The organism is Bacillus sp. FSL K6-2841 (assembly GCF_037976435.1).
Lineage (GTDB): Bacteria > Bacillota > Bacilli > Bacillales > Bacillaceae > Bacillus > Bacillus pumilus.
The window spans coordinates 3,010,844-3,030,104 of record NZ_CP150266.1 but is presented as its reverse complement, the minus strand read 5'-3'; the positions used below and the strand labels follow the sequence as shown (position 1 = coordinate 3,030,104).

General features: G+C 44.2%; 18 protein-coding genes. 16 read left to right on the top strand and 2 right to left on the bottom strand.

Translation table 11 applies throughout. The annotated features are described in order from the left end of the window. The first annotated feature begins 6 nt into the window (after positions 1–6). The 13 genes from MHH68_RS15595 (at position 7) to MHH68_RS15535 (ending at position 13,781) form a co-directional block, all read left to right on the top strand. On the top strand, positions 7–1,110 hold the full coding sequence (locus tag MHH68_RS15595) for an EpsG family protein (RefSeq protein ID WP_058013645.1): 1,104 nt from the start codon (positions 7–9) through the stop codon (positions 1,108–1,110). A 27-nt stretch (positions 1,111–1,137) separates the two neighbouring features. After that, on the top strand, positions 1,138–2,160 hold the full coding sequence (locus MHH68_RS15590; protein ID WP_058013646.1) for a glycosyltransferase: 1,023 nt from the start codon (positions 1,138–1,140) through the stop codon (positions 2,158–2,160). A gap of 5 nt (positions 2,161–2,165) precedes the next feature. Beyond that, the gene (locus MHH68_RS15585) at positions 2,166–3,194 is read left to right on the top strand and encodes a polysaccharide pyruvyl transferase family protein (protein ID WP_339163960.1); all 1,029 of its coding nucleotides are present in this window, start codon (positions 2,166–2,168) and stop codon (positions 3,192–3,194) included. A 28-nt stretch (positions 3,195–3,222) separates the two neighbouring features. Continuing rightward, a complete protein-coding gene (locus tag MHH68_RS15580; RefSeq protein WP_339163957.1) occupies positions 3,223–4,737 on the top strand; it encodes an MATE family efflux transporter in 1,515 nt (504 codons plus the stop codon). 20 nt (positions 4,738–4,757) lie between these two features. Next, positions 4,758–5,351 carry a sugar transferase gene (locus tag MHH68_RS15575; RefSeq protein WP_339163954.1) on the top strand — a complete coding sequence of 198 codons (594 nt, stop codon included), beginning with the start codon at positions 4,758–4,760 and terminating at the stop codon, positions 5,349–5,351. After that, positions 5,314–6,000: an acetyltransferase gene (locus MHH68_RS15570; RefSeq protein ID WP_339163952.1), complete on the top strand. Its 687-nt coding sequence runs from the start codon at positions 5,314–5,316 to the stop codon at positions 5,998–6,000. Before MHH68_RS15575 ends, MHH68_RS15570 begins: the two co-directional genes overlap by 38 nt. Further along, positions 6,000–7,178, top strand: coding sequence for an aminotransferase class I/II-fold pyridoxal phosphate-dependent enzyme (locus tag MHH68_RS15565; protein WP_339165812.1), 1,179 nt, complete (start codon positions 6,000–6,002; stop codon positions 7,176–7,178). Before MHH68_RS15570 ends, MHH68_RS15565 begins: the two co-directional genes overlap by 1 nt. 150 nt (positions 7,179–7,328) lie before the next feature. Then, the gene (nikA, locus tag MHH68_RS15560; protein ID WP_339163949.1) at positions 7,329–8,951 is read left to right on the top strand and encodes a nickel ABC transporter substrate-binding protein; all 1,623 of its coding nucleotides are present in this window, start codon (positions 7,329–7,331) and stop codon (positions 8,949–8,951) included. An 18-nt stretch (positions 8,952–8,969) separates the two neighbouring features. Then, positions 8,970–9,914: a nickel ABC transporter permease subunit NikB gene (gene nikB / locus MHH68_RS15555; protein ID WP_061409677.1), complete on the top strand. Its 945-nt coding sequence runs from the start codon at positions 8,970–8,972 to the stop codon at positions 9,912–9,914. Further along, entirely contained in the window at positions 9,911–10,744 is an 834-nt protein-coding gene (nikC, locus tag MHH68_RS15550) for a nickel ABC transporter permease subunit NikC (RefSeq protein ID WP_339163945.1), read from the top strand. The genes nikB and nikC overlap by 4 nt, the downstream gene beginning before the upstream one ends. A 4-nt stretch (positions 10,745–10,748) precedes the next feature. Next, positions 10,749–11,564 carry a nickel import ATP-binding protein NikD gene (gene nikD, locus MHH68_RS15545; RefSeq protein WP_339163942.1) on the top strand — a complete coding sequence of 272 codons (816 nt, stop codon included), beginning with the start codon at positions 10,749–10,751 and terminating at the stop codon, positions 11,562–11,564. 13 nt (positions 11,565–11,577) lie between these two features. Beyond that, positions 11,578–12,393 (top strand): nickel import ATP-binding protein NikE, encoded by an 816-nt coding sequence (gene nikE, locus MHH68_RS15540; protein WP_061409673.1) that lies wholly within the window; start codon positions 11,578–11,580, stop codon positions 12,391–12,393. A 62-nt stretch (positions 12,394–12,455) separates the two neighbouring features. Then, entirely contained in the window at positions 12,456–13,781 is a 1,326-nt protein-coding gene (locus MHH68_RS15535; RefSeq protein ID WP_339163940.1) for an MATE family efflux transporter, read from the top strand. Between the two features lie 20 nt (positions 13,782–13,801). On the opposite strand, the gene yvfG is transcribed toward MHH68_RS15535, so the two are convergent. Continuing rightward, positions 13,802–14,017, bottom strand: a complete 216-nt coding sequence (yvfG, locus tag MHH68_RS15530; RefSeq protein ID WP_058013655.1) for a protein YvfG — start codon at positions 14,015–14,017, stop codon at positions 13,802–13,804. Positions 14,018–14,087: 70 nt separating this feature from the next. Between yvfG and rpoN the strand changes: the two genes are divergently transcribed. Together rpoN and MHH68_RS15520 are read left to right on the top strand one after the other, a co-directional pair. Next, positions 14,088–15,386, top strand: a complete 1,299-nt coding sequence (rpoN, locus tag MHH68_RS15525; protein ID WP_061409669.1) for an RNA polymerase factor sigma-54 — start codon at positions 14,088–14,090, stop codon at positions 15,384–15,386. A 171-nt stretch (positions 15,387–15,557) separates the two neighbouring features. After that, a complete protein-coding gene (locus MHH68_RS15520; RefSeq protein ID WP_339163937.1) occupies positions 15,558–16,295 on the top strand; it encodes a FadR/GntR family transcriptional regulator in 738 nt (245 codons plus the stop codon). Between the two features lie 27 nt (positions 16,296–16,322). Here MHH68_RS15520 and MHH68_RS15515 read toward each other — a convergent pair whose 3' ends face one another. Further along, a complete protein-coding gene (locus tag MHH68_RS15515; protein ID WP_339163935.1) occupies positions 16,323–17,765 on the bottom strand; it encodes a sigma 54-interacting transcriptional regulator in 1,443 nt (480 codons plus the stop codon). A gap of 209 nt (positions 17,766–17,974) precedes the next feature. Between MHH68_RS15515 and MHH68_RS15510 the strand changes: the two genes are divergently transcribed. After that, positions 17,975–19,168 carry an ornithine--oxo-acid transaminase gene (locus MHH68_RS15510; protein ID WP_339163933.1) on the top strand — a complete coding sequence of 398 codons (1,194 nt, stop codon included), beginning with the start codon at positions 17,975–17,977 and terminating at the stop codon, positions 19,166–19,168. Positions 19,169–19,261 lie beyond the last annotated feature (93 nt).

The window sequence follows — 19,261 nt, the reverse complement described above, 5'->3', positions numbered from 1 at the left end:
TGGCAGATGGCGGTATATTTGGTGAACATGATCATGGTCTATTTATGGTCGAGCTTTGCCGCATTTTACGGCAGGCGTGATGATACCATTCAAAGCGGATGGCGGCCTAACAAAATTCTCGTATTATTTCCGTTTTTGTTTCTTTGTATTGTCGCTGGTATTCGGTACAAAGTAGGAACCGATTTTGTCACATATGGACAGATGTATGAGTTCTCCATCAATTATGAAAAGCCTTGGCATATCTTCGGATTTGGTGTGGACAAGGCGGCCACTGACCCGGGATTTACGTTTATTTTATGGATGCTCAATCAACTGTCCCATGATCCGCAAATCATGTATATCTCGGTTGGGGCGATCACCTATTTTTTTATCATCAAGACGCTCATTCAATATGGCCGTCCCTTTGAGCTGAGTATGCTGCTTTTTCTCGGCACCTTTCATTATTACGCTTCGTTTAATGGCATGCGTCAGTATATGGTGGCTGCGGTTCTTTTTTATGCCATCCGTCTTGTGATCAATGGTCAGTGGAAATTGTATTTTCCGCTTGTCCTCGTATGTTCATTATTTCATTCATCGGCTCTCATCATGATTCCTGTGTATTTTATCGTGAGAACAAGATCGTGGTCATGGATGATGCTGCTCTTATGCATGATTTTCTTAGGGTTAACCGCTCTTTATGACCGCTTTGTTTCCGTGTTTGTCGTGATGCTGCAAGGCAGTTCATATGGGCATTACGAGGAATGGCTCACAACGAATACAAATGGAATGAATGTGACAAAAATCGGTGTATTGATTTTGCCGCTTTTGCTCGCGTTCTTTTATCGAAAACGGCTTCGTGAGCTGACGCCTGAGAGCGATTACGTTGTGAACTTTTGTTTGCTCGGTTTCTTGTTTGGCATCCTTGCCACAAAGGATGTCATTTATGCAAGATTTCATATTTATTTTGGCTTGTATCAGCTTATCTTACTGCCATACTTCACACGTATTTTTGATCAGCGGTCTAATGTCTTTATCTATGTAGGGATTGCTGTTTGCTATATTCTGTACAGCATCATGCTGATGCCGTTCGATTCATCTGTGTTGCCGTACAGGACGATATTTACAAAGTAGATTTTGAGAAAGGTGGAGCATGTTGTAATGCCAGCTATCAGTCTATTGGTCGCAGTCTACAATACGAGTCAATATGTGGAGCAATGCCTTCAATCAATTGCAGATCAAAGTTTTTCAGATATAGAGGTCATTCTTGTGAATGATGGATCTACAGATCACAGCGGAGAATATCTTGAAGCATTTGCTGAGCAAGATCAGCGGTTTCGGGTCATTCATCAAACCAATCAAGGGTTAGGCGCTGTGAGGAACCGGGGCATCGAAGAAGCAAAGGGCACGTATATTGCCTTTATTGATTCAGATGATATTCTCGCGCCTCATTACTGCGAAGCCTTGTATGAAAAAGCTGAAATGACCGGCGCAGATCTAGTAATCAGTGAGTACTGGATTCAATTTGAACAGTCAAAGCGAACCATACCAACGACGCTGTTAGCCGAGCGGTCTTCCGAAAAAACGAGTTTAATTGAAGCGTTATTGCACGGAGACATGACGGGGTTCTCATGGAATAAGCTGTATCGGCGTGCCTTTATTGAAGAACATCACATTCGATTTCCGCTTCGGGGAGAACTTGAGAACATAGAAGATCAATATGTGACGCTGCGCTGTTTTTCTTTAGCTCGCGGCATTGCCTTTGTCCATGAACCACTTTATTACTACCGGGTTCATCTGTCTTCTATTGTGCAGCGATATCAAAAGCAGTATTTTCATCATGGTCTAACCTTTTATCATGCGCAGCGCTTGTTTTTGACAGAATATGATGACATCTCTCTGTATGAGAAGGCACTTGATTTTTTTATTGTCAATCACACCCTTCATTGTATGCTCAACGAATGGAAGAGCCAAAATGCACTCTCTCTTCGGGAAAAGCTTGATCACATGCGGGAAATGGTGACACACGAAGCTTTTCAGCATGCCGTCAAACAAGTGGAACCATCGAAGCTCACTGCTCGAAAGCGAATGATTTTATTCCTTGCGAAGTGCCGGCTGGTCTATCCGCTTTCTGCCGCCGCTTCTAGCTATCAAAAATGGATCGAATATCAAACAAGGAAATAGGGGTGATGAGATTGACATTGCAGCAATTGAAGGCACACGCCGCAGAGTGGCTACTCTTAAAGGTGAAATATCCACTTGAATATCGACTGAGCCGCCAAAGCCTGCCAGAGCGAAGTCATCAGAAGAAAATCATTCTCACGCTGCTGCCAGGACATGATAATTTAGGGGATCATGCGATTGCCTATGCGAGTTATTGTTTTTTAAAAGAGCACTTTCCCGCCTATGACATCATGGAAGTGGACATGAAAGAGATCTATCGCCTCGCCCGTCCGTTAAAGCGTAGGCGGCATCCGGAAGACATCGTCTGTATCATAGGTGGGGGCAATATGGGGGACTTATACCGTTATGAAGAATGGACGAGACAATTTATTATGAAAACCTTCAAGTCCTATCCGGTGATTCAATTGCCGGCCACTGCCCATTTTACAGAAACAAAGAGAGGAAAAAGAGAGGAACGCCGCGCCATTCAAACATACAAACACCATCCAAGACTGCTTCTCATGGCAAGAGATCAAACAACCTACAATTGGATGAAGCAGCACTTCCCTGCTCAAGATGTGTGGAAACAGCCTGATATGGTGCTCACATTAGATGAATCGTCTAAGGAACAAAAACGTGAAGGGGTTCTCCTTTGTTTGCGAGAAGATAAGGAAGCGTATCTCACTGAAAAGGAGCGGCGGCAGCTAAAGCAGCATATTCAAGAGACGTATGATCAAGTCGGTTTGATCACTACGACAATTGGCAAACGAGTTGATCGAACGACGCGCTTAGATGAATTATCTGCCTTATGGACAGAGTTAAGTAAGGCACAGGTCGTCGTGACAGACCGGCTTCACGGCATGATTTTTTGTGCGATTACGCAAACACCGTGTGTTGTCCTCAGGTCATTTGATCATAAGGTGATGGAAGGGTATGAATGGGTGGCCCATCTTCCGTTTTTGACGCTATTGAAAGAACCGAATGAGGCGTCTGTGAAAGAGGCGATTCATCAGATGATGAAAACGAGCGGACAAAAGGGAGAGGAAGCTGGATGAAGGATTTTACACGCTGCGTGAAATCAAAATGAATCGAGCGTTTCTTTACAATGCCAGTGCAAACATCATGACGTTTGTCTTGATGATGCTTATGTCTGTTTGTTTAACACCGTATATCGTTCATACACTTGGAGTGGAAGCATTCGGCTTAATCCATCTGACGCAAAATATGATCAACTATTTATCGGTTATTACGGCTTCATTAAGTGCTGTGGTGGTGCGTTTTTTTTCTGTGGCGGCTCATAAAGGGGAAATGGAGAAGGCGCAGCGCTATCTCTCATCTTATTTCGTCAGTTCCATTTTTTTATCAATCAGTCTTTTTCTGTTTTGTCTCTTCATGTCCCGCCAGCTGGTAGAGTGGCTTCATGTGCCTGTTGATCTCGCAAAGGACACACAGACCGCCTTTATATTAGGGGGTCTTTTATTTATGCTCAATTTTGTCATGTCCGGCATTGGGGCTGCGCCGTTTTATGCGAATAAGTTATATGTCTCAAGTATTGGTCAGGCCATTCAGATGTTTTTGAGGGCACTGATGATTGTGCTGCTGTTTACATGGACGGCACCTGCCATCTGGCATATTCCACTTGCGGCTGTGATAGGAAGCTTGGCGGCTATGGGAATTGGCATCTATTATTTTAAAAAACTCATCCCTTGGTTTTCGTTTAAGTGGCGGCACGTTTCACTATCTTCTAGTCTCACACTTGTTCGATCAGGGGTCTGGCATTCTTTTGAGCAAATGGGGATTTTGCTATTTTTACAAATTGATTTATTGATGACGAATCTGCTCATTGGAGCGGAAGCGACGGGACAGTATGCGGCGATATTACAATTTCCATTATTATTACGCACACTAGCAGGAACATTGGCGGTTGTGTTTGCCCCAACGATTACGAAATTTTACTCAAATCAAGATGAAGAGGGTCTCATCCGATATGCAGCAAGTGCCATTAAGTGGAGCGGGTTATTTGTCGCGTTTCCAGCGGCTCTGCTAGGAGGACTTGCCGGTCCGCTCATGCTTTTGTGGCTTGGACCTGCCTTTGAAGAGCTGAAATGGCTCCTCATGATTCATGCTGCTTATTTATGCTTAACCTTGATGTTTTTACCGCTGACATATGTCCCGACCGCTTTTAATCGATTGAAGGTTCCGGCGGTGGTCACGCTCATATTAGGTGTATCCAATGTGCTTTTTGCCTATGGATTGACGCATACACTTCAGCTTGGTTTATACGGCATTGCATCAGCAGGAGCGATTGTTTTATTGATCAAAAATATCGTGTTTCTGCCATTTTATACGGCCCGCATCACGAATCAGAAACGCAACATCTTTTACAAACATACGATGGTTCCACTTGCAGGAGCGCTCATGATTTGGGGCGTCTGTGTAGGAATTCAAGCGATTTATGACGTGACGTCCTGGTGGGAGCTGTTTTGTATTGGGGGTCTATGTTTCTTTCTCTATATGGGCTACTTGTATCAATTTGCAGGAACAAAACGAGAGCGTCAGCAGCTGGTGCGTAAGGTAAAACAAGCTGTTTTCCGCTAGTGAGATAAGGAGATTTCATGATGAAAAGAATGTTAGATGTGGTGGTGGCATTGACGCTGCTCATCGCAGGCAGTCTTCTTTTTCTTGTGCTTTATGGACTGATTCGGTGGAAAATTGGGACGCCTGTGTTTTTTCGGCAGAAGCGGCCTGGTCTGTATGGCCGGCCATTTATGCTATATAAATTTCGGACGATGACCGATGAACGCGACGAGCACGGGGTGCTCCTGCCAGATCATCTACGATTAACTAAGACGGGCGCATTGATTCGCAAGCTCAGTCTTGATGAATTGCCGCAGCTAGTCAATGTTCTAAAAGGAGAGCTCAGTCTCGTTGGACCAAGGCCGCTTCTGATGGAATATTTGCCGATGTATACAGAGGAGCAAGCAAGGCGCCATCTTGTCAAGCCTGGCATTACTGGATGGGCACAGGTGAATGGAAGGAACACGATCTCCTGGGAGGAAAAATTCACCTATGATCTCTGGTATGTCGAGCATCAATCATTTTGGCTTGATATGAAAATTTTATGGATGACCTTGCTGAAAGTCATCAAAACAGAGGGGGTGCAGCAGCCGCATCATGCCACAGCTGAAAAATTCAAAGGAACCGATATATAAAGAGCAACCAATTGGTTTAATTGGGGCTGGTGGGCATAGCAAAGTCATTCAAGACATGATTGCTGCCCATCCCGATTACTCATTATGTGCTGTATTAGATGATCAATTTGAAGAGGCAGTCACTCAAAGCAGTATCTTGTATGGACCGATCTCCATGAGTCAAAAGCTGAGAGAGGCAATGCCACATATGAAATGGCTGATTGCGATTGGACAAAATGAGAGCAGACAGTTAGTAAAGGAACGCCTCTCTTTTGAAAACACGGCATTTGCCACACTCATCCATCCACGGGCGGTCGTAAGTCCATCAGCGGTCATTGGAAGGGGGACTGTCGTGATGGCAACGGCAGTAGTTCAAGCAGATGCAGCAATCGGTGAACATGCGATTATCAACACAGGATCTATCATAGAGCATGACTGTATACTCGAATCGTTTGTCCATCTGTCACCGGGAGCAGTGTTAACTGGCTGTGTGTCGGTACGAATGGGTACACATATTGGGGCAGGTGCTGTTGTGATACCCAGGACATCGATCGGAAGCTGGACAATCATTGGCGCAGGAGCCGCAGTAACAAGAGATATTGACGATCAGAAAGTCGCTGTAGGCATTCCTGCAATAGAAATCAAAGATCGGAGAGAGGGCGGGAGATGATGCAAGAAAGGAAACGAATTTACTTATCACCACCGCATATGAGCGGAAAAGAGTTTTTGAAAATAGAGGAAGCTTTCAAAAGTAACTGGATTGCACCGCTTGGACCTCTTGTAAATGAATTTGAGCAGGCAGTTGCGCGCTATGCAGGAGTGAATGCAGGAGCGGCTTTATCTTCTGGAACAGCAGCCATTCACCTCGCATTAAAGCTGATTGGCGTTGAAAAAGGGGACATTGTCTTTTGTTCCACCCTCACATTTGTGGCAACTGCAAATCCGATTTTATACGAACAAGCCACACCCGTTTTTATTGATTCTGAAAGGGATACATGGAATATGTGTCCGCTTGCTTTAGAGAAAGCCTTTGTGGAATCAAAACAGCTTGGAAAAATGCCCCGTGCTGTCATTGTCGTGCATTTATATGGACAAAGCGCAAAAATGGACGAGATCTTGGCGTTATGTGAAGCATATGATGTACCAGTCATTGAGGATGCGGCTGAATCGTTAGGCGCTCTTTATAAAGGAAAAAAAAGCGGCTCAATGGGCAGGTTCGGTGTCTATTCGTTTAATGGAAATAAAATCATTACAACATCAGGCGGCGGAATGCTTGTGAGTGATGATGAAGCTGCGATCGAACGCTGCCACTTTCTCGCTTCACAGGCTAGAGAACGCGCGATGCATTATGAGCATCAAGAGATAGGATACAACTATCGCATGAGCAACCTGCTAGCAGGCGTCGGGATCGCTCAAATGGAAATACTGGACGAGCGTGTTGAACAAAAGCGCCGCATTTTCAGGCGTTATCAGGATGCGTTATCTCATGTTGAGGGGCTTTATTTCATGCCAGAATATCAAAACACCAAGTCCAACCGCTGGCTGACGACATTGACGATTGATTGTGATAAGCAAACGTCTCCAGTGGACATCATTGCTGCACTAGAAAAAGAACAGATTGAAGCAAGGCGTGTATGGAAGCCGCTGCACCAGCAGCCGCTCTTTCGTGATTGTTCTTTTTATTCAGCGGCGAAAGGCACCCCCGTATCTGAGTTGTTATTTGAATCAGGGCTTTGTCTCCCCTCTGGAACAAGTATGACAGAAGCTGAACAGGATCGTATCATTGACATAATTCGTCATGCCCTGCGAGAAAAAACATTCACCTCTTCACAGGCTGCTCACTCGTAAGCAGCCTGCCTCTCTTTTTTATCAAATTCATCAATTAGTGGAATAAATAGGAATAAGTATTGCCAATTCGATTTAAATATGTTATTGACAACGGGGACCTTCCTCCTTAAAATGAAAATGATTATCAGCATCAATTAGGAGGAACATCTTATGTCGATTTGCATCCATTTTTTTCCGAAAATTAAAATAAATACAGTCATCCCTTTCCTGCTTATCTTTTTATTAGTAGGCTGCTCTCAAGCAAACAATGGAGCAGGTGGAGATAAGGATCATCCTGACATGATCACGATGGCCTGGCCGAGAGATATTGGCGAAATGAATCCGCACGTATACAACCCATCACAACTGTTCGCGCAATCAATGATTTATGAGCCATTGGTCAGCTATCAAAAGAATGGAAAGCTAAAACCTGAATTAGCGAAATCATGGGATGTGTCAAAGGATGGCAAGGTGTACACGTTCCATCTAAGAGACAATGTGACATTTTCAGATGGATCTGAGTTTAATGCAAACATTGTGAAAAAGAACTTTGATTCCATCTTAAAAAACAAGGACATACATAGCTGGTTAGGTGTGATAAAAAAAATCAAAAAGACAGAAGCAGTAGACAAGAAAACGTTTCAACTCACATTAACAGAGCCATATTATCCAACTGTTCAAGAATTAGCCGTTGTCCGCCCGGTTCGTTTCTTAGGCGAAGCAGGCTTCCCTAAAAACGGAGATACGTCAAAAGGAATTGAAAAACCAGTGGGGACAGGCCCTTGGGTATTAAAAACATATCAAAAAGATGACTATGCCATTTTCGAACGAAATGAACATTATTGGGGAGAAAAGCCAAAGGTCAAAGAAATCAAAGTCAAGGTCATCCCAGATGCGGAAACGAGAGTCATGGCATTTGAAAAAGGTGATGTAGATGTCCTTTACGGAGAAGGTACCATTAGCCTAGATGCCTACAAACAGTTAGAGGCGAGCGGTAAGTATGAAACAAAAATGTCAGAGCCTGTAGCAACGAGACAGCTTGTCATGAATACAAAAGTCGATCAGCTGTCAGATGAGAAAGTGCGACATGCCCTTCAATATGCGATCAATAAGAAACCAATGGTAGAGGGTGTCACCTCTGGCTTAGAGGATGAAGCAGATCACATATTGCCGACCAACATGCCTTACACATCTGATATTCATGTGAAGCCGTTCCAATATGATGTAGACAAAGCGAAAGCATTGCTGGATGAAGCAGGCTGGACACTTCCAAAAGGAAAAACCGTTCGTGAAAAAGATGGAAAAACGCTTGAATTTAGTATGATGTATGATTCAGCAGAATCGATTCAAAAAGCGATGGCTGAGACGCTTCAAGCAGAATGGGGTGCCATTGGCGTTGGCGTCAAACTTGAAGGTGTAGAGCTGGCAACACAGGTGCAGCGCTTTAAAGCCAACAAGTTTGATATGAACTTCTTTAGCAACTACGGAGCACCATATGATCCGCATACATTTATGAACGTCGTCTCATCAGATGGTTTTGGATTCAAAGAAGCCATCTCAGCCTATCCAAATAAGGACAAGCTGATCAAAGAAATGAGCGAAATTCCATCAACAACCAATGAAAACAAACGAAAAGCACTTTATTCGTCTGTCTTATCTTCATTACAGGATCAAGGGGCAATTGTGCCAATCTCTTATTTTAAAAAGACAGCCGTTTATCAAAAAAATGTGAAGGACTTTGAGTTCCCAGCAAATCGCGATGAACATCCATTCACAGGTATTAAGCTGAAGTAATAGAAGGAAGGTTAGGAAATGGGCCGCTATATCGTCAAACGCATGCTATCAATCATCCCTGTATTTTTATTAGCCACTCTTTTTACGACTGGTATGATTCACCTTTCGCCAGTTGACCCGGCTGAGGCATATTTAGCAGCGGCTCATATCCAGCCAACGGATGAAATATTAGCGCAAAAACGAAGTGAATTTGGTTTAGACCAACCGTTTTATATGCAGTATCTTCACACCATTGAAAAAGTCATTCATCTTGATTTTGGCAAGTCATATATGTCTAACCAGCCTGTGCTCAATGAGGTGATGTATAGAATACCAGCGACGATTCAATTGGCGCTGACTAGCCTGCTGATTGCTATCTGTGTCAGCATTCCACTCGGCTTTTTCAGCGGTATGAGGAAAAATGGCATCGTTGATCATGTGAGCCGGCTCATTTCTTTCTTAGGAGCATCGATCCCGACATTTGTCTTGGGGTATTTGCTCATCTTCTTTTTTTCAGTGAAGCTCGATCTTCTACCGGTTGAAGGGGTGGGAACATGGGAGCATCTCATTCTGCCATCGGTCACACTGGCTGTCCCTTTAATTGCAATGTATACAAGGCTATTACGCTCAAGTGTGAGTGAGGTGCTTCAAGAGCCGTTTGTTCAATATGCGAGAATTAGAGGATTAAAGGAACGGTCAATCATGTTCAAGCATGTATTGAGAATCGCGATATCGCCAATGCTGACAGGGCTTGGGGTGAATCTTGGCAAGCTGCTGACAGGAACTATTATCGTAGAGGCTGTTTTTTCATGGCCAGGGTTTGGGCGCTTCTTTATTGAAGCAATCTTTAACCGGGATCTGCCGGTCATTCAATTCTATGTCCTCATGGCAGCAGGTATCTTTATCTTGAGCAGCTTGATTGTGGACTTACTTCAGCTGATCATTGACCCCCGTATTTCCAGAAAGGAAGGCCGCCAGTCATGATGACAAAAGGAAAATATCTCTTCTCTCATCAAAAGATGATATCGATCTGCGTGGTGCTCCTTGGTCTATTGCTGATTGTGACAATATGTGCACCGTGGATCGCTCCACATGATCCGGCGGCTGTCAATCTAGCGATGAAGCTAAAGGGGTCTTCGTGGGAATATCCTCTTGGGACAGATCAATTAGGCCGATGCAATTTATCCCGAATTTTATATGGGGCACGTGTTTCGCTAGGCTGTGCGTTATTAATCTTTCTCTCTTCTTTATTGATTGGGTTAATCGTTGGTTTGTTGTCAGGTTACAAAGGCGGCTGGATCGATCACGTCTTAATGAGATTCTGCGACGGAATCATGGCATTCCCGAACCTAGTGCTGATCCTTGGATTAGTCGGCATCTTCGGTCCTGGACTTTCTCAAGTCGTGCTGGCCTTGATGCTTGTGCAATGGGTATACTATGCTCGCGTCTTCCGAGGAATGGTACTGAGTTTAAAAGAACAGAACTTTATTGCCGCTGCGAAAATTAGCGGGACATCCCACTGGAACATCATGAAAAAGCATATGATTCCAAATGTCCTGCCGCCACTGGCGGTCATTGGCACACTTGAAATGGGCTGGGCGATTATGGACATTTCAGCGATGTCATTTCTCGGATTAGGCGTTCAGCCTCCTATGTCTGAATGGGGAGCGATGATCCATGAAGGGAAGTCGTATATTCAAACGAATCCTCAATTGATGCTCTATCCAGGTCTTGTCATCATGGCTGTCGTCGTCCTCTTTAATTTACTAGGAGAAGCCCTTTCAGAGAAATATGGTATCAAACGCCGTGTGTAAAGGAATGATCAATGTGCAAGAGTCCATTTTACAAATAGAGAACCTGCATGTGCAGTCGAAAACGCCTCATGGGACAACCTCTCTTATTCAGGACGTATCGTTTGAAGTAGGGCGAGGTCAAATCGTTGGATTAATAGGTGAGAGCGGCTGCGGGAAAACGGTGACAAGTATGTCAATCTTACATATGCTTGACCGGAAAACAACGGATGTTACTGGCAGCATCACATTAAAAGGACGAGAATTGATCGGTCTGAGTGAAAGGGAGATGCGCTCTATTCGGGGCAAGGACATCTCATATATTATGCAAAATCCAATGAACAGCTTTACGCCAGTATGGACGATCGGTCATCAGCTGATTGAAACCATCCGCCAGCACACCTCTGTCAGTAAAAGGCAGGCAAAAGCGAAGGCAATGGATGCGCTAGCGCAAATGAATCTGCCGCAGCCAGACAAGCTGTTAAACAAGTATCCCTTTGAACTAAGCGGCGGCATGCTGCAGCGTGTCATGATTGCCATGGCTGCCTGTATGCACCCGCCTCTCCTCATAGCAGATGAACCAACAACTGCTTTAGATGTACACACGCAGAAGCTGGTGCTTGAGCATCTGAACCACATTCGTCATGAGTATGGAACCGCCATTTTGCTCATTACTCACGACCTTGGCGTCATTGCAGAAATGGCAGATGAGGTTGTTGTCATGAGGCAGGGAGAAATAGTAGAAAAAGCAGAAGTGCTTGAGCTTTTTGAAAACCCAAAGCATGATTATACAAAGAAACTATTAGCAGCTCGTCCATCCATCCCAGCTGTTTGTCCGATTTGAGGTGAGAAGGCCATTGCATTTATTAGAAGTGAAAGCAGTTAGTCATTCATACAACAGCCGGTCGTTTCTGATGAGAAAAAAAGGCGCAGACCAAGTCTTAAACGGCGTCAATTTGCTCGTTGAAGAAGGCACGTGCGTCGGATTGCTAGGGCAAAGCGGCGCAGGGAAAAGCACGCTAGGCCGTATCATACTTGGTCTAGAGAAGCCAAAAGCCGGTCAGGTTTTTTTTGAAGGCCAGGATATATATTGTGCAGACCAAAGAACACGCAAACATTATCGCCGGCATGTGCAAGCGGTGTTTCAAGATTCATACTCGGCGGTGAATCCAAGGTGGACCGTCGAACAAATTTTATCCGAACCGCTTGAAAACTATGAAACGATGAGCCGAAAAGAACGCAAAAGCGTGCTGATCCATTGGCTGGAAAGAGTCGGGCTCAGTGAAAAGGACTTGTCTAAATATCCGCATCAATTCAGCGGCGGCCAGCTGCAAAGGATCAACATTGCAAGAGCCTTATTGCTGCAGCCAAAGCTCGTCGTACTGGATGAATCCGTCAGCAGCTTAGATATGGTCACACAGGGTGTCATTTTAGATTTATTAGTAGAATTAAAGAAGGAACTGGGTGTCGCTTACTTATTTATTACACATGATATGACGGCAGCCTATCACTTAAGTGATCAATTGGCGATATTAGATCAAGGTGAACTTGTTGCACAATTTCGATCAAAGGATGATTTCTTTTCATCAGAAGAGAAAGCGGTGCAAAAGATGAGAGAGGCAATGCTCGCAGACCATCCTTTGTCCCGAACGATTGGCAGACCAGTTCGATAAATCGTCATTTCATCAATGCCTCTTTTAGAAGAGGCTATTTTTCATGAAAGGCAGGTAGCATCGTGAACCATCGAGCGTATTTAGCTTTAGCCATTCCTTTAACCATCTCAACGATGACGACACCATTACTTGGAGCTGTTGATACAGCCGTTGTCGGTCAGCTTGCCAATCCCGCGTATATTGGAGGCGTCGCAGTTGGCAGTCTCATTTTCAGTACACTCTATTGGCTCTTTGGTTTTTTGCGGGTGAGTACATCTGCTTTTGCTGCTCAGGCAAACGGGGCGCAGAGTGAAGAGCAGGGTGTACTTGCTTTTCTGAGACCATTTTTAATCGCCATCATTGTCGGTCTTTGTTTTATTGCCCTGCAATGGCCCATTATTCAATCTGCTTTTCTCGTGATCTCTCCCGCTGCGGATGTTCGGCAATTTGCAGCAGATTACTTTCATATTCGGATTTGGGGTGCACCGTTTACCTTGATGAATTATGTGATATTAGGCTGGCTGATGGGAATGGCAAAAATGAAGGAAGCCCTCTCTTTACAAATCTTGATCAATGTCATGAATATGGTCCTTGCTCTTCTGCTTGTTCATGTGTTTTCGTTTGCAGTTAAAGGGGTGGCGGCCGCGACATTGATCTCTGAATTAACTGCTTTTGTACTAGGCGCATGGATCATCATGAAGCATTCAAAAAACGGGTTCCAGATGCCGTCTATTAAGAAAATCATGGATACACGGGCAGTGCAGAAAATGTTTCATGTGAATAAAGATTTGTTTATTCGGACGATTTGTCTGCTTGTCGTGATTAACATGTTTACAGCAAAAGGCGCTTCTTTTGGAACAGAAATGTTGGCGGCCAATGCCATCTTATTTCAAATTCACTACATCATGGCTTATTTGTTCGATGGTTTTGCCAATGCATCCAGCATCCTTGTGGGCAGGTCAGTTGGTGCAAATGACCGCACCCTTTATGAGAGAACGTTAACCCTTTCGAGGCAGTGGGCGCTTGTCATGGCATGCCTCATTGCGTCGTTGTATTTTCTCTTAAAAGAGCCGATCTTGGGCTTGTTTACAAATCTCCCGCGTCTTCTAGATGTGACATTGGGCTATGCAGACTGGCTCGTTCTCTATCCGTTTGCCGCTTGTTTCGGTTTGGTCATATACGGCGTATTTACAGGTGCGACAGAAATTGCCCCTGTCAGAAATTCGATGCTGTTTGCGATGATCTTGTTTATCGTTGTTCAAGCAGCAGTTACGCCTATTTGGCACAATCACGGACTATGGTTTGCTTTTATCATCTATACTACCGGACGGTCTGGCTTTTTGATGATGTACAAATTAAGGCTCGATCAGAAGCTTTTCGCAAATGAAAAACACCCTTTGCCATCATGACAAAGGGTGTTCTTGTTCGTTCATTCGCTTTCTTTTTTCACCTTTTGATACGCCTCATCAAGGTGTTGAATTCGCTTCAAAACCACAGCATTTTTGGTCAGCTGATCTTGTACAAGCGTTGACACCACTGAGCGGTAATAGGCATTCATCGCATGAATCTTGTCTTCATTTTGATTCATGGTGATGTGCTGTTTCAAGTTGTCAACAAAGTATGGAACGGAAAAAAGTTCAGACATGGGAATCACTCCTATTTCGTATATACGGTCCGTCAATCTTCATGTAAAATGATGAGAGGGAGGGGAGACAATGAGCCTTAATCTGCAACAAGAACAAGTATTAAAGCAGGTGCTCACACAAGAACTCAGGCAGGCCATTACATTGCTCCAGCTGAATAGCACTGAGCTTGGCGAGTATCTTGACCAGTTAGCGCTTGAGAACCCTCTGATTGAGCGGAAAGACACGGACAGCTATCAACCAGTTTATCATAAAAAATCTCAAGACCGAATGACAGAGCCGTATCGAACGCATCAAAAAGAAAGCCTGCAAATGTATTTAAAGAAACAAGCCATTGATTTGAATCTAAGTGAAAAAAATCAAAGGATCTTTCACTTTATGATCGAGTCCATTGATTCCAATGGCTATTTAAATGAACCGGTTGACGAGATGGCAGCTGTCTTAAAGGTGTCAGCTGAAGAAGTAGAAGCCGTCCTTCATCAGCTTCAATCGCTAGAGCCTGCCGGTATAGGTGCAAGATCTTTACAAGAATGCATCCTGCTTCAGCTGAGAAGAAAAAAGGAGCGCTGGTATGAAGCCGAGCTGATCATCGATGAGCACTTCTTTCTCTTTGCAAGAAAGGCATGGAAGGAAATTGCGGCGAAAACAGGCATTTCTATGAAAACACTTCAAGCGGTACAAGATGAGGTGTCGCAGCTTGAGCCAAGACCAGGCATCCATTTCTCATACGAAGAAGACCATGTGTATATAGAGCCGGATGTGACGATTACTGTCGTGCAGGACCACATCACATTTGAGCTGAATCAGCGCGCTTTCCCAGATGTTGAAATGAATGAAGGATACTTCGCCATGATGCAAGACCAAAAGCGGCATGAAGCATATGTGTATTTAAAGGAAAAAGAGCAGCAGTACAATTGGCTAGTCCAAGCGTTGAAGCAAAGAAAACAAACGATGACTCATGTCGTTCGTGAGATTATCTTACATCAGACAGATTTTTTCCTTACAGGGAAACATAAAATGAAACCGCTTACGATGAAGCGTATCGCAGATATATTGCAAGTGCATGAGTCCACAGTCAGCCGAACGGTGAAAGGGAAAATGGTGCAAACCCCTTATGGCCTCATGGAAATGAAACAATTTTTCCAAGCAAAGCTAGAAGGACCCTCGCTGGAAGAGGCGTCCAGCTATACAGTCAAGACGTACATCGCAGAGCTGATCCAAACAGAAAATAAGAAAAAACCGTATTCAGATCAGCAAATGATGACGCAGCTTCAGCAAACCTTTGGCATCCGAGTGTCGCGCAGAACCATTGCGAAATATCGTGAACAAATGAATCTTCCATCATCTACACTGCGGAAGCGCTATGATTAAAAAGAAGTACTTGCCAGAAACATGGCAGGTGCTTTTTTTAATTGGAAGCAAGGCACACAGAAGATTTTTTGAAAATTAAATCGGGGAGACGTGTGAACGGAAATTTTGGGGTAAAGTATAAGATAGGGCATGAGCCGATAAGGGTAGACAACAGTGATGAGGTGAGACCAATTGAAATATAAACAAATCAAAACCAAAAAAATATATGAAGAAATTGCGGATGCATTAATTGAATCCATTCGCACTGGTGAGCTTCTTCCGGGAGAAAAATTAGATTCGGTTCAAGCGCTCTCAGAAAGCTTTCAAGTCAGCCGTTCCGCTGTGAGAGAGGCACTGTCTGCTCTCAAAGCGATCGGATTAATAGAGATGAAACAAGGGGAAGGCACATATGTGAAGCAGTTCGATCCTGAACAGCTCGCATTTTCTTTATCCCCTGCATTTTTAATGAAGCAGCATGATGTCAGGCAGCTCCTTGAAGTGAGAACCATTATTGAAATAGGTGCTGTCAAAAAGGCGGCGCTGTTTCGGACGGACGATGACCTTCATCAGCTGCGTGAAGCACTCGAACAAATGAGGCAGGCAGAAGCCCATGAAGAAATTGGTGAAGAGGCAGATCTTACCTTCCATCTTGCATTAGCCAAAGCCTCGAAGAATGACGTACTAAAGGTGTTAATGAATCAAGTCTCAACCTTGTTAGTAGAAACGATGCGGGAAACGAGAAAAGTCGTGTTATTCTCAACGAAAGCCTCCATTCAGAAGCTTTACGAAGAACATGAACAAATTTACAAAGCCGTCATGGCAAGGCAGCCAGAAGAAGCAGAGAAAGCGATGCTTACGCATTTAAAAAATGTAGAAAATCTGCTCGGTGATGTGCTGCAAAACCCAGCAGAACAGTCAGATACACAATAAGCTGTGCCGAATGATGGCACAGCTCTATTATTGAAGAGAAATATGTAGCTTTTTCATTCGATATTGCAGACTTTGCCTGCTCATGCCCAATAACTTTGCAGTCTGTGAAATATTATCGTCCATTTTTTCTAAGTAATGGACGATGTATTGTTTTTCGAACCGCTCCATTTGGGTTTGGAAATCAGTCGTCTGTTCAGGGCTTGTATACACAAAGGTGTCAGCAGCTGCGGTTTGCTGCAGAGAATTTGTTTGCAATTGCGCCTTAGGACGGCCTTCCCCGTGCTTAAATCTAAAATGATAGGGAAGGTGATGCATGCCTAAGTCGTCTTCATCCATCATCATATTCATCCCCGCCTCAATCACATGCTCCAGTTCTCTTACATTGCCTGGCCAATCATACGCCTTAAAAAGGGCAAGTACCTCTTCATCAGCCGCCTTCACCTTCATTTGAAACAGCTCATTATATTTTTGAATAAAATGATTCACAAACGTAGGAATGTCCTCTTTTCGCTCAGAAAGCGGCGGAATAAATAAGGTGACAATACCGAGACGATAAAATAAATCCTTGCGCATGCGACCGCCTGCGATTGCATCCACAGGGTCCTCGTTCATATTGGCAATCACTCTTACATCAACAGCGATTTCCTTTGTGCTGCCCAGCCTTCTCACGCGTTTCTCCTGTAAGACGCGCAGTAGTTTTGCTTGAAGATGAGGATTCAGTGAATTGATCTCATCTAAAAGCAAGGTTCCTCCTTGCGCCTGCTCAAATAAGCCAGGCTGATCAGCTGCCCCCGTAAAAGCCCCTTTTTGTGTACCAAAGAGCAGGCTTTCAATCAGATTATCAGGCAGTGCGGCACAATTTTGGGTAATAAATGGTCCAGATGCCCGGCTGCTGCCGTTATGAATGCTTTGAGCAAACAGTTCTTTCCCAGTCCCAGTTTCGCCAACAATGAGCACATAAGAAGAGGTGCGTGTCGCTCGTTTCGCATGCTCAATCACCTCTAAAAATGCAGGGCTTTGTCCAATAATAGAGTCGAAGGTAAAGCGAGTGCTTCCTTTCTTCTTCATATTGTGATGAATCAGCCGTTCCAGCTTGGTCACATCATTCGAAATTTCAACAGCCCCTTGAATGAGACCGTCTCGAACAAGCGGGTATGTATGGTTAATCGTTGTAATTTCTTTTCCATTGTAATTATGATACGTCTGCTTGGCATGTACAGTTTGTTTCCCGGTACGCAGCGCTTGGACAAGTGTACTGTGCATCTCATCTTGAAAGGCGAAGAAATCGAGCACATTTTTATGGAGAACATCAGAGCGTTTTAAAGACTCGATCTCCATCATTTTTTTATTATAAACAACCGTATGTCCATTCTCGTCAATTGCATGAACCCCGACATCAATTAAATCGAGCATTTGTTTATATAAATCAATCTCATTTTCAAGCTTTGCGGTATGCAGATCTTTTTTCACTTGCGCCACCTCCTGACGTTACCTCTATTTTACATGAAAAATTTTGCGGTTTCCTCTAAAAAATTTGGCACATGCAAATAAATTTTGCGGAATGAATGAGATAGCCCCCCGTGATCAAGCGGTCAGAAAGTTGGCACGATCCTTGCATAACATATGGATGAAGATGAACCCAATTGAAAAAAGCTACCTTACAGAAGGAGGAATAGATGATGACACAGACAAATGAATTGATTCAACAAACAGAGCAATATGGAGCGGCAAACTATCATCCGTTGCCAATTGTGATTTCAGAGGCTGAGGGGGTGTGGGTGACAGACCCTGAAGGTAATCGATATATGGATATGCTGAGTGCGTATTCCGCAGTGAACCAAGGACATCGCCATCCCCGCATTATTGAAGCGCTAAAAAAACAGGCAGACCGCGTGACACTCACGTCGAGAGCCTTTCATAATGATCAGCTTGGTCCTTGGTATGAAAAAATTTGCAAACTGACGAATAAAGACACGGCACTCCCAATGAATACAGGTGCTGAGGCTGTAGAAACCGCTGTAAAAGCAGCGAGACGCTGGGGCTATGATGTGAAGGGAATCGAAGAGAATCGTGCAGAAATCATTGCATGTGTTGGCAATTTCCATGGGAGAACGATGACGGCTGTGTCTCTTTCCTCAGAAGCAGAATACCAGAGAGGTTTCGGTCCAATGCTTCCTGGAATTAAGCTGATTCCTTACGGAGATATTGAAGCATTACGTGAAGCGATCTCACCACAGACAGCGGCTTTCCTCATTGAACCGATTCAAGGTGAAGCGGGTATTGTTATGCCGCCAGAAGGTTTCTTGAAAGATGCCAAAGCGCTTTGTGAACAAGAACATGTGCTGTTCATTGCGGATGAGATTCAAGTGGGGTTAGCACGAACAGGTAAGATGTTTGCGTGTGATTGGGAAGACATTGAGCCAGATATGCTGATTCTTGGGAAAGCTTTAGGCGGCGGAGTATTCCCAATCTCGTGTGTTGTAGCAAACCGCGATATTTTAGGCGTGTTTAACCCTGGTTCTCATGGGTCTACCTTCGGAGGAAATCCTCTTGCGTGTGCGGTGTCGCTTGCAGCACTGGATGTTTTAATTGACGAAAAGCTTGCAGCACGCTCGATGGAACTTGGCGAATACTTCAAAGACAAATTGTCACGCATTCAAAGTCCTGTGATTAAAGAAGTGCGCGGCCGCGGACTATTTATAGGCATGGAGCTGACAGAGGCAGCTAGACCTTATTGTGAAAAGCTGAAGCAAGCAGGATTGTTATGTAAGGAAACCCATGAAACAGTCATCCGTTTTGCACCACCACTGACCATTTCAAAAGAAGATTTAGACTGGGCGATTGGTCATATTGAAGCACTATTTCAAGCTTAAATGACAAAGGGGGAGGAAGCTTCACTTTCTCCCTTTCTTTTTCAATGAACAGCGAATTTTGTCAAAGGATGATGAATAGAAGAGGGAAAGTGG